Here is a 13,285-nt window from a genome sequence, read left to right as displayed (position 1 = left end):
CAATCAAAAAAAAGTCTATAAATGTTGACCCACGCTTTAATAATGAACTAGACTTAGAATATTGAAAAACGACTTTCAAGGAGTTGCACATGGCTCAGAAGACAATATTAGTCGTTGACGACGAAAAGCATATAAGAATGCTCTACAGAGAAGAACTGGAAGCCGGGGGCTACAAAGTGGCCACCTCGGACGGCACTGAGGATATCCTAACGGTTATCAATCGGGAAAATCCTGATCTGGTTGTGCTGGACATTAAACTCGGGATTAATCGTTCAGGACTTGATCTGTTGCAGGAAATCCGCCAGCAGGATCAGGCCTTGCCGGTTATCCTAAGTACCGCTTATGACAGCTTCAAGCATGATATGAAGTCCATTGCGGCCGATCATTATGTGGTAAAATCCGTTGATTTAAGCGAGCTGAAGGAAAAAGTGGCGCAGGCTTTAAGCTGATTTTTGTACTGCTTTTACTGGCTGAGTACTAAAATAATTAATTTTTTTTTGGGGAGTCTATGGAGATAGGCTCCTTTTTTACTTGCCAAAGCGAAATGAGGGTGCTAGTACCCATTTGGCTTTGACGGCAGAGACGTCCCAAGCCATAAATGCAGGCCAGTAGTTCCAACGGCTAGAACGTCGGTCTCCAAAACCGAATGCTGGGGGTTCGAATCCCTCCTGGCCTGCCATTTATCACTTCTAAAAAAGCGAACAAGCAACTACAAATGTTCGACATCGCCAATACAATCAAAGAAATAAGCATCCTTGCTTTACCTTTTCTGCTGGCAATCACCTGTCACGAAGCCTCTCACGGCTTTGCAGCATACCTTCTGGGCGATCCCACTGCCAAACAGGCAGGACGCCTTACCTTGAATCCGATAAAGCATCTTGATCCTTTGGGGACACTTGCCCTTGTGCTTACCCGTATGATCGGCTGGGCCAAGCCTGTTCCGGTTAATCCCATGTATTTCAAAAATCCTCAGCGGGATATGATGATTGTCGCTCTGGCTGGTCCGGCGGCAAACATGGTACTTGCGGTATTGTTCTCAATTGTCGTAAAGGTCATTGGTTCAATGGATGCAAACGGTCTGTCACCGCTGATGCTCAAGATTCTTGTGCCCGCGATGATGATTGCCAATGCAGGGGTCATTATTAATCTGGCTTTGTGCTTTTTTAATCTGCTGCCAATTCCACCGCTGGACGGTAGTAAGATTATTGCCGGATTTCTGCCCCGTGAAACCGCATTCAAATTTATGTCGTTCCGGTACGGATTTGTTATCGTCATCGTACTGGCAATGTTCGGACTGCTTGGCAGGATAATCAGTCCGGCCATGGGTTTTTTCTATAATTTTCTGGTTCAGTAGAACCGCTAAGCATACAAGAATTTAAAATGAGTAAGACAAACAATCGCATAGTTTCAGGCATGAGGCCCACCGGACGTCTGCACCTCGGTCATTATTTTGGTGTTCTGGTTAACTGGGTCAGAATTCAGGAAGATCATGAATGTTATTTTTTCGTTGCCGACTGGCACGCAATGACCAGCGAATATTCCGATCCCCGCAAGATTGGCGGTTTTGTTCCTGAACTGGTCAAGGATTGGATTGCAGCAGGTCTTGATCCTGAAAAATGTGTTATTTTTCATCAGTCTCAGGTCAAAGAGCACATTGAGCTGCATTTGATCCTGTCTATGCTCACCCCGCTGGGTTGGCTGGAAAGAAACCCCACTTACAAGGAAATCAGGCAGGAGCTGGTCCAGAAGGAACTGAATACCTATGGTTTCCTCGGCTATCCCGTGCTTATGGCTTCGGATATCCTTTTGTACAAGCCTGCACAGGTTCCCGTAGGGCAGGACCAGTTGCCGCATCTGGAGTTGACCCGCGAGATTGCGCGCCGTTTCAACCATCTGAACGGTGAATATTTTATCGAACCCGATGCCATGCTGACCGAGGACGCCAAGCTTCCCGGCTTGGATGGCCGCAAGATGTCTAAAAGTTATGATAACGGTATCTTTCTGGGAGAACCCATTGAAGAGGTCCGCCCTAAAGTAATGTCCATGCTCACCGACCAGAACAGGCTGCGTAAGTCTGATCCGGGTGATCCTGATGTTTGTAACCTTTATCCTTATCACAAGCTGCTCACCGATGCAGAAACTTGCGCTGAGATAGAGGAAGGATGTCGTAACGCAACTCGCGGCTGCGTTGAGTGTAAGAAACTGCTGGCTGAAAATATGGCCAAGTTCCTTGAGCCTATGCAGGAACGCCGTCGTCATCTCGATGAGAATCCCGATATCGTCTGGCAGATCCTCCACGAAGGCACCGCCAAAGCACAGGCTAAAGCCAAGCAGAATATGGAAGAGATCCGCGATCTGATCGGCTTCAAGTACTAATTTTATTTAAGCTAAAGAATTAAAAACTCCCCGGTAACAACTGTTATCGGGGAGTTTCTTCTTTTTAATGTGCAAGTGGCGGCAAGCCAACAGGATTATGCCTGCTGCGTATCAGAATTTATTTTTAATAAAGTCTGTTATAGCCTTAATGGCTGATTTTTTGTGCTCAGTAGCTTCTTCATCAGTTTCCCACCATTGCAGATCACTGAATTCAATTGGCAGGCGCAGTGTCAGGAAGGGCAGGAAAAAACGGTATACATTCTCTCTGGAAGCTCCCTTTACGGAATCAAAGTGGAAGAAGACTTCGCCTATGAACCATGATTTATCAGCTTGTGATTCCGGTTCAGGAGGCTTGATGTACATAAAATCGGGGTCGGTTTCCGATTTAAGTTCGCTGTCGTGAAAACGGGCGAAGAGGTCAAGCACCTGCTTGCGGATTACTTTGTCGCCATACACGTCGACAATGAAAGTGAACTTTAAGAATCCGGTTTCCGGAGCGAGGTTGTGTCGTGATATCTTTAATATGCCGTCCTTACGCTTGGATTCGTCATCATTCAGGAAAAGGTCAAAGGCGCAAAAGCCGATAAAGTTTTCCGATCCGCGCAACTCTTCAAGCTGGGTTTCGATTCCGGCTTTATTTTTATTCATCACTGTCCATCTCTTTTTTTTCGGAGTCATCCCGGACTTGGGTCTGGCCCAGTCCGCATCCGGTTTTTTTCACCATCTTGAAGATGGCAAGGATGATGACCAGCATAACAATTATCGCTTCGACACCTTCGCCTGTCATTGTTCTCATCCCCAAATGTTAGATCTTTATTAATGCGAATGCCCGTGCAATGATTCACCTTTCAGTAGTGTTATTACCTTGGGAATGACGATTAATGCAAGCAGAATGAGTGCGCATATGATGGAAAGCAGTCCGTGACTGTCCTCAACTCCGGGTTGAACCCAGTTGGTAACACTGAGTCCCATTGAGTAGTAGAGCCAGTTAACGAAGACGCCAAGCGCAAGGGAACACCCGATAATAGTGCCAAGATAAATGAAGGCAGAGCGCTTTCCAAGCAGCTTTGCGACAACAGTAAATGAGGCAGCATTTGTAGCTGGTCCGGCCAGAAGAAATACCAGCGCCGCTCCGGGAGATAGACCCTTCAAGGCCAGTGCAGCGGCGATGGGAGTAGACGCAGTGGCGCAGACATAAAGGGGGACTGCCGCGGCAAGCATGATCAGCAGGGGGAGAAAGCCGTCTCCGAGGTTGCGTTCAATGAATCCATCGGGGATCAAGGCTCCGAATATCCCAGCTAAAATCACCCCGCCGAGAAACCAGATTCCGATATCCTGCAGGAGGTTGCCGAAAGAGTATTTCATGCCGAAAGAAAGCTTACCGCAAAATGATTCAGGGCGTTCCTCATCGTGCGTATTCCCGCATCCGCATCCTGATTCACAGCCGCATCCGCTGTCAGTTTCAGAGTCGCAGCAGCTTGATTGCGCATGTTGATGATCTTCGTGGGAGTGACACTCGCATTCTCCTGAACATCCGTTGCCTTCTACATTTTCATTTGCCTTGGGAAACAGGATCGCCTTTGGAATCAATTCGGCTACTACTTCCGGTTTTTGATTTTTCTTAGCGTCCTTATCCACCAGAATTCCCGCTATAACTGCTGTAATAAAAGCAGCAAACGGCCTGAATATAGTCATTACAGGGTCAAGCAGGGCATAGGTGACAGCTATTGAATCAACTCCGGTTTCAGGCGTTGAAATCAGGAATGAAGTCGTGGCTCCCTTGCTTGCACCCTGCTGTCGCAGCTGAGCTGCAGCCGGGATTACCCCGCAACTGCACAGCGGAATAGGTACTCCTAAAATAGAAGCCTTAAACACATCTGAAGTTTTGCCTGAGCCGAGGTTCTTGCTGATAAATTCAGGACCGACGAAAGCTTTCAGCAGGCCTGCAATGAAAAATCCCAGAAGCATGAACGGTGCTGATTCCAGAAGAACTCCCCATGCTTCATGTTCTATTGATAGTAGTATCTCGATCATTTTATTTATCCTCGGTGATAGAGTCGCAGCCGTCACCCTGCATATGGGCCAGTGCGGTACGCATTATGATTTCTACATGTTTATCTTTAAGGCTGTATATGGCTCTGCGCCCGTCTTTCTCGAAGCGGACCATTCGGGCCGTTCTCAGGATGCGCAGTTGATGCGATACAGCTGAGTGGCTCATACCCAGTAGCTCTGATAAGTCGCAGACGCATAGATTACTGATGGATAAGGCATGGAGAATTTTGATTCTCAGCGGTTCACCCAGTATCTTGAATGTTGCGGCCAGATCATCCATTGTTTCTTTGGAACAACTTTTGCTTTTAACCAGATCCACAGCTCCCGGTGTGGGATTATGACCGGAGCAGCAGTCGATATTATTTGTCATGTTTAAATCCTATTTGTTTACATATGAACAACTGTTCATATATTAATAAGTGAGGATGACAAGTCAAGTCCAAATGGAGGTGGAGAAAAGGGCGAATTTGTGTTGTAGGGAAATTATTTGAAAATATAATATGAATTTCAAAAATTATTTTCAAAAATAGTGATTACGTATTTATGTGATGTTATGAGATTAAGAGCGAAATATAAGGAGCTGACTTGCCACAATCATCACGACTCAGAGTATATGTTGACCCCGACCTTTTTGATCTGGTTCCAGTACTCAAAAAATCCCTCAGTTCTGATCTGTGCGATATCGCCGATGCCCTTAATTCAGGGAATTATGAGAGTATTCGTGAAAGCGGGCATTCCTCATTGGGCGCGGCAATGACTTATGGCTTTGACTCCTACGCTGACGAGTTGACCACCCTGAGGCAGGCTGCATTGGATCAAAATGAAGCCCGCTTATGGGAAAGTCTCGCCAGGCTTAAAGCGCTTCTTGAAAATTCTGTTTTTGTCCCTGCCGTGTAGAGAATATATCACCCAATAAATTTCGGGTCAGTAGCGATATCCCCGGAGCACCGCTTTCTCTTGGGCCTGCGACGTTAATCTCTCTGATATTGAAGTTGGCTATCCATGAGCGAATGGTTTCCACAGCGGACGGGTCGTAAGGATTAATCACGGCTAGCGGTTTTCCGTGTCTGTGGGCTAGCCTTATTGTAAGTGCAGTTCCTTTGGATTTCTGTTTACCGGGAAAAACAAGAGTTCCGTCTGAAGAAAGGATGTTTTTTTCAGTCCTTTTCCAGTACTGCCACCCGTCGATTTCCTGCATATTATATCGGGCCGGAATCCGCCCATCTTCTGCCTTGCGGCCTTTTGTACACCAGCCGTGATGCGGAATGTCCCACTCGATGGCTGCGTCTAGCGCGCCTCGATCAACTCCGGTCTGTCCCCCTGAAATAATGACCATCGCGTCTGGCAACGATTTAGAGCTATCAAACAGTGAGTTTTTGTCTGCGGGGAATGTCAACTCGCATACAGGGCAAATTAGAATCAGATTAGCTGTGAAAAGACCCGCTTGCCTACTGAATGAGGCAAGCGGAGCTGTGTATGAGCATTTTTTGCAACTGGCGAATTTTTTTATTCCATATTCTGTTGGTTGTTCCATAGAATATAAAATATCAGTTTTCAGGTAAAATAACAATCTGCACGTCAGGGGTTTGTGATAACCTGTCAAGATCGAGACTGGAACTAAGTTCCGCAGTTATGAATATGGTGCCTTTGAATCCCGAAGAGACGCGGTTCCAAAGCTCTGCCGGAGGACAATAATTAATTTTACCCGGACAAATTACCAGCAGGTTTTCTGTTTGATGATCGTTCTCTTTACCGAGTACCATGCATGGATCGGTCATGATCAGGTCTTCCTGCAGCAGGCCGTGGATGGTTTCGACAAGCCTTTTCTCATCAATCGGTTTGATCAGTGCGGCGTCTCCTCCTGCCTGCTGCCCTTCGGCAAGGGCGCTTATTACAATGACCGGGATGTGTCTGGTCGATGGATCCTGTCGCAGTGCGGTAATGGCCTGAGCCCCATCCATAACGGGCATTTTAAGGTCCATGGTGATTAATTGCGGCATGCATTTTTTTGCTACATCCACCGCTTCCTGTCCATTGGTGACAGTTATGATCCGGTATCCTTCCTCTTCTAGTACCTGTGAAAGGAATTCGTTCAGGGCCGGATCGTCATCGGCAACCATAATCAGCGGACTGCCGGAACAGCCCGGATTTGTTTCCCGGTTAACATTTCTTGTCACCGGTGCAGGAGTGCTTTGATCCGGTGTATCAATGGCAAGGGTGAAATGAAAGGAACTACCTTCGCCCAGCTTACTGTCCACCCAGATGCGTCCTTTATGGTGGTCTACAATCTGTTTGCAGATCGGCAGCCCCAGTCCGGTCCCTTTGGGTTTTCCGGTCAGGGTGTCTCCTGCCTGCTTGAATCGCTCGAATATTTTTTTCTGGTCTTCAGGGGAAATACCGCTCCCGGTATCACTGACGCTGACCAAAATTTCATCATTGTGCGCGCGTGCCGTACAGGTGATGGAACCGGAATTCGTAAATTTCACCGCATTTGAAATCAGGTTGACCAGAACCTGCAAAACCCTGTCCCTGTCCCCGTACATGGTGGGGATGTCTTCCTCCACATTAATCATCATTTTCAGGTCGTTTGGTTTCCAGAGCGGGGTAGTGGTCTGAACGGAAGTATTGATAACTTCGGTAATATCGATAGGGACTTTTTTCCAGTCGATCTTGCCTGACTCCATTTTGGCGATATCGAGCACATCGTTGATTAGTTCAGTTAGTCGCTGACCTTCTGAAACAATGATTTCGATGTTATCCTGCACTTGAGTGATTGCGCGTTGTGTTTTTTTATCGGGTGCTTCGCAAATAGGAAAAACAGATTTTTCCAGTTTTTTCCTGATGATTTTAGCAAACCCGAGGATTGAAGTCATGGGCGTGCGCAGTTCATGGGATACTGTGGAGATGAAATCCGTCTTCAGGTTATCAACTTCTTTTTCATAAGTAATATCACGGACCAGTATTACCGCTCCGAGGCAGACGTTATACTCTTCTTCAGAATTAAGTTTATGAATAGGTGTGGCAACAGCCTTCCCGGTCTTGCGGTTAGGCAGATGGATTTCAGCTGAAAAGGCTTCATGGTCACTGCCTTTGGCCAGTTCAAAAAGGGTGGTCATTTCCTGAGGAAAAAATGTATTAATCTCTTTGTCCCTTATTTCATCTTCAGTGATGCCGAATAAGTCGGTCAGGGCCGGGTTGGTCACGGAAATCTTGCCGTTGATGTCCACCACAAGCAGCCCGTCCGCAAGGTTGTCCATAATGACTTCCATGTAGGTCAGGGTATCTTGTAGCTCACTGGTTGCCGAGTTAACCGATTTTTCCAGTCCGGATATCAATGTCGTCAGTTCGTCGGCCATATTTTTCATGGTTCCGCCGAGCAGACCGATCTCATCTTTGGAAGTGATCTCGATGTCAGCAGTAAAGTCGTGATCCGATAGCTTTTTTGCGTATTCCGTGAGTTGGTTGAGCGGCTCTGAAATGCGTTTGACCATCATATAAAGGATGAAGACACTGCCCCAGAATATGAAAAACATGACCACCTGAAGTTTGGCGATGGCCGCCCAGACATATTTGTTGATTATTTCCTTGTCCATACCCACATGGACATAACCGGCCATACCCGCAAGAATTGGTTTGGTAATATCGATTACTTCACCGGTTTCGGGAATGTCCAATTCACGGATGGAAATCGATTCAGGACGAATGCTGGTTCCGCTTAGTATTTCGGGAACCTCGGGCACAAAAGTATGCGATATAATCTCTCCGTTGGAATCCTGAACATATACATAGGCAGCTCCATCGCTGTCTTTGAACTGGTTGATCATGGACTGGATGGTAGATGCGTCTCTGTTGAGCAGAATTTCCACGCTTGAGCTGGCAATACTGCTGGCGATGGCTTTACCTTTACTGATGTATTCGGCCACCATATGGTCATGCAGGGTCAGAGCAGAGACCAGAGACATGGAAGTGGAAATAACACCGAAGAGAACAAAGTTCAGGAGCAGAGTTTTCTGGAAAATTTTTGACATTTTCATTTGCTCCACCTCCTCCAATCATTGAGGGGTACGAATTTTCCATGGGAAACAGTGGAGTAGTAAACCTCGTCCATTCCCTGATGCCTGCCGCGTCCGAAATTGATATCAGTACCGATCCCAATATCCAGATTGCGGATGGACAGAGTCGCAGCTTGGATGTTCCCCCTGTATTGAGGCTCGGAAACCCGTTTCAGAATCTGGGTCATGACCTTGGCATTGAGAAAGCCTTCAAAGCTGCTGAAACTATATTTAAGGGGCTGGTAGCCTTTGCCGAATCCTGCCGGTAGCTGTGGGTCTTCGGCCATGGCCTCCCTGTATTCCCGGACAGCCGGAAGGCTGGTGTCTTCATAACTGGGGACGGTCTGGGCATTGATCAGGTCGGCGCAATAATCCTTGCCCGTATCTTTATTAAGCTTGGACAGCAGCTCAAGCATGTTTTCGCTGCCCACGAATGAAAGATTGCAGATCGGTATATTTAGCCCTGCGTCACGCATATCGCGGATAAAAGCCGCGCAGGCCTCATATGTCCCTACCGAAATAACGGCATCCGGTTTGCCTTTTTTGATTATTTCTACCTGCCTCTTCATCGAATCTTTAAAGGCAGCACCCCGTCTGTACGTTGATTCAGCAACAATATTTAAGCCTTTTTCCGTTAATGCCTTGCGGATTCCGTCCCAACCGCTTCTTCCGTATGCATCGGCCTGATAAAGCACGGCTATGCGTTTACGTCCTATCATATAAAGATTATGGACCAGTCCCCATGTTTCCTGCCGATATGATGCCCGCAGGTTGAATACATACTCTTCATATGGAAATTCCCGTTGCGGCTGGGCACCGGTAAAGGGGAAGAACAGGTATTCCGGTTTGTTGGAGTTGAAATGTTTGATGACTGGAAGAACCCGGGTAACTGTGGGAGTGCCCACATAACTGAAAAGGCAGTCTACTTTGTCTATCTTGACAAATTTGATAGTATTGCGGATAGCCGGCTCGGGGTTGTATCCGTCATCCATGAATTTGATAACAATTTTGCGCCCGTTGATTCCTCCCTGTTCATTAACCTTATCAAAGTAAGCTTGTGCCCCTCGATAAAGTTCGATTCCCAGCGCTTTGCTGTGTCCGGTAAAGGCTGCAGACATTCCGAGCAGGAAAGGCTTTTGAGGCCTGGCCTCTGCAGAGGAGCAGAACAAGGTTACTGTGAGTAGAAATATAACGATGGCGGATAAGGTTTTATTCATACCGGAAATTCCAAGAGTTTGCAGCCTTGGGATTCCCTTTTCCCACTGAATCTTCTGGCTGGTTGCGGACAAAAAAAATACTCCGGGATAATTGTCCGGGGTAAGTTAATTCATATTGTAGTTTGGTATTTTACAGAACCTCGTAGAGACCGGACGATCAAGATCGATTGACTCGGCTCCAGCTTCGATTTCAGAAATATTATTAATGAACAGGTCTACCAAATCCCGGTCCAGCTTGCCTTCTCCGGCTTCAAGATCAAGGATTTTCAGAGCTCTTTCTTTTGGGGTTGCGGGTTTGTAATGTCTTTCCTGAGTTATTGCATCATAGATGTCCACAATAGACAGAATGCGGCTCTGGATAAGAATTCGTTCACCGGTTATGCCTTCCGGATAGCCGGAACCGTCCATTCTTTCATGATGCTGACCGATAATAGTCAGCAGTTGGGAAAGATCGTCCTGAAAGGGAATGTGTTCAAGGATTCTTTTACTTTCTGCCGGATGTCGTTCTATTTCCATGCGTTCTTCATCGGTCAGGTTTCCTTGTTGTACGGTCAGGCACTCCCGTTCCTCCGGTTGCAGCATGTGGATGGTGGAGCCGTTTACCTTAAAATTTATGAAACTCATGGAATCAACAAAATCAAGGTCTTCTTTATTCGGGCTTAAAGACGAGTTGATGCGTTTGAGGCGTTTATAATCATCTTCCCACGCATGCATGTGGTGGATGCCGAAAAGTTTTAAGCGCATGCCGATTACATCAATCATGGATTTGGGCAGCCGGGTTTTCTTGGTCAGGACTTCTTCCTTGATGCCTATTTTGCCGATATCATGCAGAATGCCGGAATAGAAAATTTCCCTGAGCTGTTCATCAGTAAAATTTATGTCCTGAAATTTTTCATTATCCTGCGAAATCTGTCTCGCAAATGAAACTCCGAGATACGCGACTCTTTCTGAGTGGCCGGCGGTGAAGGGATCCCTTGCGTCGATTGCTTCCGCCAGTGCCTTGAGAAGTGCATCCATAAGCACTCGTATGGATTCAAAATTGTATGCGTTACTGATGGAAATTCCGGCAACTGATGAGAGGGTGCCAACGTGCTTAAGATTGGCCGCGTTGAAAGCGTTTGTTTCGGGTGAGGTCAGCACCAGGACTCCCTCACAGACATTGGGCGATGGAATGGGCATGATCAGCATGGAGCGGATTTTGCCGTATAATTTACCCTGACAGCGTTTATCTTTGCTGACATCGTTAATTATTTCGCCGCGCAGGCTGGAGATGATGTCTTTGAAAAGTGCGCACTCCACAAGATTTTTCAATTCATCTGTGGATACATTGCCGAAACTTTCAAATATTGTGAATCCTTCTTCTTCCGGCAGGAAAACCGCACCCATTTCAGCTGGTAATGCTGAAGTTTTGCATTCGTTGGTAAGGGCGGTAATTACATCTTTCAGTCTCAGGGAATTGTTCAGTTCCACTATGGAGCGGTGCAGGAGGGCGAGTTCCCTGTATTTGGATAAGGTTTCTTCCCCGATCAACCTTCTGGCGGTTTCGGATTCAATATAATTTGAGATGGAAAAGGCGGTAAATTCCAGTATGGACCTGATGTGATTCTGTTGCGGACCTGAAAGTTCTGCACGGTTGTGAATGAAAGTGCCGAGGTGGAGATTCGCACCGGTCGGTGTCTTGATAGGGCTGTGGATTGTTTCTGCAAAGGAATGGCTTACGGGCTCATCACAGAAAATAGGAAACTCATCACAATAGACGCAGAGAACCGAGTCTTCGGGGAGTAGCGGCAGCGCTTTTTGTAAGAAGGATTTCAGCTTTTTGGGCTTAATAATTCTTTTTAGATTTATTTCCGGATTCAGTCCTGCATTCATGTGGGGTTCATCAGTCCTTTATGTTCAGAATTGATTTGGCTACCTCAAGAATTTCGTCTGGATCGAAAGGTTTGGTCATGTAACGTTCGGCTCCGAGTTCGAGGCCGTGTTTACGGTCAGCCTCCTGTCCTTTTGCAGTCAGGAGTATGATTGTTACATTTGAAAGTTCTTCATCCTCGCGGACAGCCTGACAGACTTCATAGCCGTTCATGTACGGCATCATGATATCCAGAAAAACCAGATTCGGACGTTCTTCGCGAATACAGTCCAACCCTTCTTCCCCATTTTCAGCTGACAGCAACTCGACGTCGAAATCGTCTTCAAGTTCTTCCAAAGTCTGCTCTAGAAGCATCCGGATGTGTACTTCATCATCCACAACTAGAATTTTTCCGACCATAAACCTTCCTCCTTTGCTACCAAACTGAAATCATATTTACATATTGTATTCGACCTCGGCAAGAGGTAGTTTATGAAAAAAATAATTAAATAATTTTATAAAATGTAGTGTATATCCTTATTCACAATAAGAGTATAGTTGTCCCATAGATTGTTCTTTTCTTGTTTTGATTTATTATTTTGAACTGAGCCTGTACGCCGCAAGGTTGGTGAAGTTGCTCTTAATTTTTACAGTAAAAACGTTCTTATGATACAGTCGAAAGTAGACTCAAAATTTCTGGGGACTATCCAGGATACTTTCCACGGCCTGCCTCCCATGCCCGGAGAAGTTAAAATCTTTTTTGTGTTTTTGGCTGCAGGTATTCTGGTGCTGTTGTTCTGCTACTGGGTGAAAAAATACAGCTGGAGAAAATTTATTTACACGTTGCTGAAAAATACTCCTTTCGGTTTAAAAATTGATTATCAGGAACTGAATGACAAAGAAAAGCATGTGAGGAGAGTCGCGCGGAATATCTCTGCCGGAAACGAACCGTGGAAGGTTTCCAGCGATGAAGATATCCTAAATAAGCTGGTCATGAGTAAAATGCAGCTGGACGTATTGGTCGAGCGCTCCGGTCAGCGTTCTCTTGCGGCCGTGGTTAACGTCAGCGGGATTGAAGGTCTCGATGTGGTGGTTACTTTTAAGGATTTGGTTAGTGGAGAATTCATTGATCCCGGCACTCAGGTAAAATGCATATTCTCTGAAATGCTGCGGGGCGAAAAGAAAGTTAATGCCTTCATCGGTCAGGTAAAGAGTAAATCTGATGAAAAAGGAATGGTCATAACTCGCCGCTCATCTTTCGGTTTTATCAAGAGAAGAGTTTTTGCCCGGCGCAAGGTTGCGGACCAGCGCTACATCAAGATTAAAATCTGGCAGCTTGAGTCGGACGATTACGATCTGGATTATATTCTGGATAAATCCGAACCGGATGTGCTCATCGATAATCGTAAATTCAGAATTCCCAATCCATCCGCAGAGCAGGTGCTCGATATATCAAAAGGCGGTATCGCGCTTACTGCCGTGGTTCGCAAGGGGGGCAATGTAATTGCCCGTAATAATAAAGTCATTTTGTGCATGTTGATCTATAACCCTGGCCGTAAGGTTTTTCAGCCGCACCTTATTTATGCTGAGGTGCGTGCAGCCCGGGCCATGGGCCGGGGGATGACCCGGTTGAGTTTTCAATTCTTGCGTAGCCTGAAGGTTCCGCCACGTAAACGGAGTTCTCTCTTTAAGGGACAGGCGGTTATGGCCATGAGTCTGAACCATCCTGAACACTAGAT

The 13,285-nt window shown here is 46.4% G+C and carries 14 protein-coding genes and 1 tRNA gene; 6 read left to right on the top strand and 9 right to left on the bottom strand.

From position 1 onward, the window contains the following. Positions 1-89: 89 nt before the first annotated feature. The 4 genes from ACKU35_RS18125 to trpS all read left to right on the top strand — a co-directional run bounded on the left by ACKU35_RS18125 (position 90) and on the right by trpS (position 2,376). Complete coding sequence (locus ACKU35_RS18125; protein ID WP_319761514.1) at positions 90-449, top strand: response regulator; 360 nt, start codon at positions 90-92, stop codon at positions 447-449. Positions 450-602: 153 nt separating this feature from the next. Then, a tRNA-Trp gene (locus tag ACKU35_RS18120) sits at positions 603-679 on the top strand. Between the two features lie 36 nt (positions 680-715). Continuing rightward, positions 716-1,354, top strand: a complete 639-nt coding sequence (locus tag ACKU35_RS18115) for a site-2 protease family protein (protein WP_319761512.1) — start codon at positions 716-718, stop codon at positions 1,352-1,354. 26 nt (positions 1,355-1,380) lie between these two features. Continuing rightward, positions 1,381-2,376: a tryptophan--tRNA ligase gene (trpS, locus tag ACKU35_RS18110; RefSeq protein WP_319761510.1), complete on the top strand. Its 996-nt coding sequence runs from the start codon at positions 1,381-1,383 to the stop codon at positions 2,374-2,376. A 111-nt stretch (positions 2,377-2,487) separates the two neighbouring features. On the opposite strand, the gene ACKU35_RS18105 is transcribed toward trpS, so the two are convergent. The 4 genes from ACKU35_RS18105 to ACKU35_RS18090 are packed head-to-tail and all read right to left on the bottom strand — an operon-like array spanning position 2,488 to position 4,798. After that, positions 2,488-3,024, bottom strand: a complete 537-nt coding sequence (locus tag ACKU35_RS18105; protein ID WP_319761508.1) for a hypothetical protein — start codon at positions 3,022-3,024, stop codon at positions 2,488-2,490. After that, positions 3,017-3,163, bottom strand: a complete 147-nt coding sequence (locus tag ACKU35_RS18100; RefSeq protein WP_319761506.1) for a hypothetical protein — start codon at positions 3,161-3,163, stop codon at positions 3,017-3,019. Before ACKU35_RS18100 ends, ACKU35_RS18105 begins: the two co-directional genes overlap by 8 nt. 29 nt (positions 3,164-3,192) lie before the next feature. Then, positions 3,193-4,407, bottom strand: coding sequence for an SO_0444 family Cu/Zn efflux transporter (locus ACKU35_RS18095; protein WP_407944212.1), 1,215 nt, complete (start codon positions 4,405-4,407; stop codon positions 3,193-3,195). Between the two features lie 4 nt (positions 4,408-4,411). Beyond that, positions 4,412-4,798: a metalloregulator ArsR/SmtB family transcription factor gene (locus tag ACKU35_RS18090; RefSeq protein WP_319761502.1), complete on the bottom strand. Its 387-nt coding sequence runs from the start codon at positions 4,796-4,798 to the stop codon at positions 4,412-4,414. A 215-nt stretch (positions 4,799-5,013) separates the two neighbouring features. Here ACKU35_RS18090 and ACKU35_RS18085 point away from each other — a divergent pair, with 215 nt between their 5' ends. Then, entirely contained in the window at positions 5,014-5,325 is a 312-nt protein-coding gene (locus ACKU35_RS18085; protein WP_319761500.1) for a hypothetical protein, read from the top strand. Here the strand turns inward: ACKU35_RS18085 and ACKU35_RS18080 are convergent. The 5 genes from ACKU35_RS18080 to ACKU35_RS18060 all read right to left on the bottom strand — a co-directional run bounded on the left by ACKU35_RS18080 (position 5,282) and on the right by ACKU35_RS18060 (position 11,966). Beyond that, positions 5,282-5,764, bottom strand: a complete 483-nt coding sequence (locus ACKU35_RS18080) for a putative molybdenum carrier protein (protein WP_319761499.1) — start codon at positions 5,762-5,764, stop codon at positions 5,282-5,284. The genes ACKU35_RS18085 and ACKU35_RS18080 overlap by 44 nt on opposite strands. Positions 5,765-5,975: 211 nt before the next feature. Beyond that, positions 5,976-8,462: an ATP-binding protein gene (locus ACKU35_RS18075; protein ID WP_319761497.1), complete on the bottom strand. Its 2,487-nt coding sequence runs from the start codon at positions 8,460-8,462 to the stop codon at positions 5,976-5,978. Beyond that, a complete protein-coding gene (locus ACKU35_RS18070; RefSeq protein ID WP_319761495.1) occupies positions 8,459-9,769 on the bottom strand; it encodes an ABC transporter substrate-binding protein in 1,311 nt (436 codons plus the stop codon). The genes ACKU35_RS18075 and ACKU35_RS18070 overlap by 4 nt, the downstream gene beginning before the upstream one ends. 33 nt (positions 9,770-9,802) lie before the next feature. Beyond that, positions 9,803-11,569: an HD domain-containing phosphohydrolase gene (locus ACKU35_RS18065; protein ID WP_319761493.1), complete on the bottom strand. Its 1,767-nt coding sequence runs from the start codon at positions 11,567-11,569 to the stop codon at positions 9,803-9,805. A 10-nt stretch (positions 11,570-11,579) separates the two neighbouring features. After that, entirely contained in the window at positions 11,580-11,966 is a 387-nt protein-coding gene (locus ACKU35_RS18060) for a response regulator (RefSeq protein WP_319761491.1), read from the bottom strand. A 246-nt stretch (positions 11,967-12,212) separates the two neighbouring features. On the opposite strand from ACKU35_RS18060, the gene ACKU35_RS18055 reads away from it, so the two are divergent. Further along, positions 12,213-13,283, top strand: coding sequence for a hypothetical protein (locus ACKU35_RS18055; RefSeq protein ID WP_319761489.1), 1,071 nt, complete (start codon positions 12,213-12,215; stop codon positions 13,281-13,283). The last annotated feature ends 2 nt before the right edge of the window (positions 13,284-13,285 follow it).

Origin of the sequence: Maridesulfovibrio sp., from assembly GCF_963676065.1 — a bacterium.
Lineage (GTDB): Bacteria > Desulfobacterota > Desulfovibrionia > Desulfovibrionales > Desulfovibrionaceae > Maridesulfovibrio.
Note: the sequence above shows the minus strand (reverse complement) of the source record. Positions and strands in the feature narration are given on the sequence as shown.

Bases quoted from the DNA above. Each gene is read 5' to 3' on its own strand.
- ACKU35_RS18075 (WP_319761497.1), bottom strand. From the start codon at position 8,462: ATGAAAATGTCAAAAATTTTCCAGAAAACTCTGCTCCTGAACTTTGTT.
- ACKU35_RS18080 (WP_319761499.1), bottom strand. From the start codon at position 5,764: ATGGTCATTATTTCAGGGGGACAGACCGGAGTTGATCGAGGCGCGCTA.
- ACKU35_RS18090 (WP_319761502.1), bottom strand. From the start codon at position 4,798: ATGACAAATAATATCGACTGCTGCTCCGGTCATAATCCCACACCGGGA.
- ACKU35_RS18105 (WP_319761508.1), bottom strand. From the start codon at position 3,024: ATGAATAAAAATAAAGCCGGAATCGAAACCCAGCTTGAAGAGTTGCGC.
- ACKU35_RS18065 (WP_319761493.1), bottom strand. From the start codon at position 11,569: ATGAATGCAGGACTGAATCCGGAAATAAATCTAAAAAGAATTATTAAG.
- ACKU35_RS18100 (WP_319761506.1), bottom strand. From the start codon at position 3,163: ATGACAGGCGAAGGTGTCGAAGCGATAATTGTTATGCTGGTCATCATC.
- trpS (WP_319761510.1), top strand. From the start codon at position 1,381: ATGAGTAAGACAAACAATCGCATAGTTTCAGGCATGAGGCCCACCGGA.
- ACKU35_RS18125 (WP_319761514.1), top strand. From the start codon at position 90: ATGGCTCAGAAGACAATATTAGTCGTTGACGACGAAAAGCATATAAGA.
- ACKU35_RS18055 (WP_319761489.1), top strand. From the start codon at position 12,213: ATGATACAGTCGAAAGTAGACTCAAAATTTCTGGGGACTATCCAGGAT.
- ACKU35_RS18060 (WP_319761491.1), bottom strand. From the start codon at position 11,966: ATGGTCGGAAAAATTCTAGTTGTGGATGATGAAGTACACATCCGGATG.
- ACKU35_RS18115 (WP_319761512.1), top strand. From the start codon at position 716: ATGTTCGACATCGCCAATACAATCAAAGAAATAAGCATCCTTGCTTTA.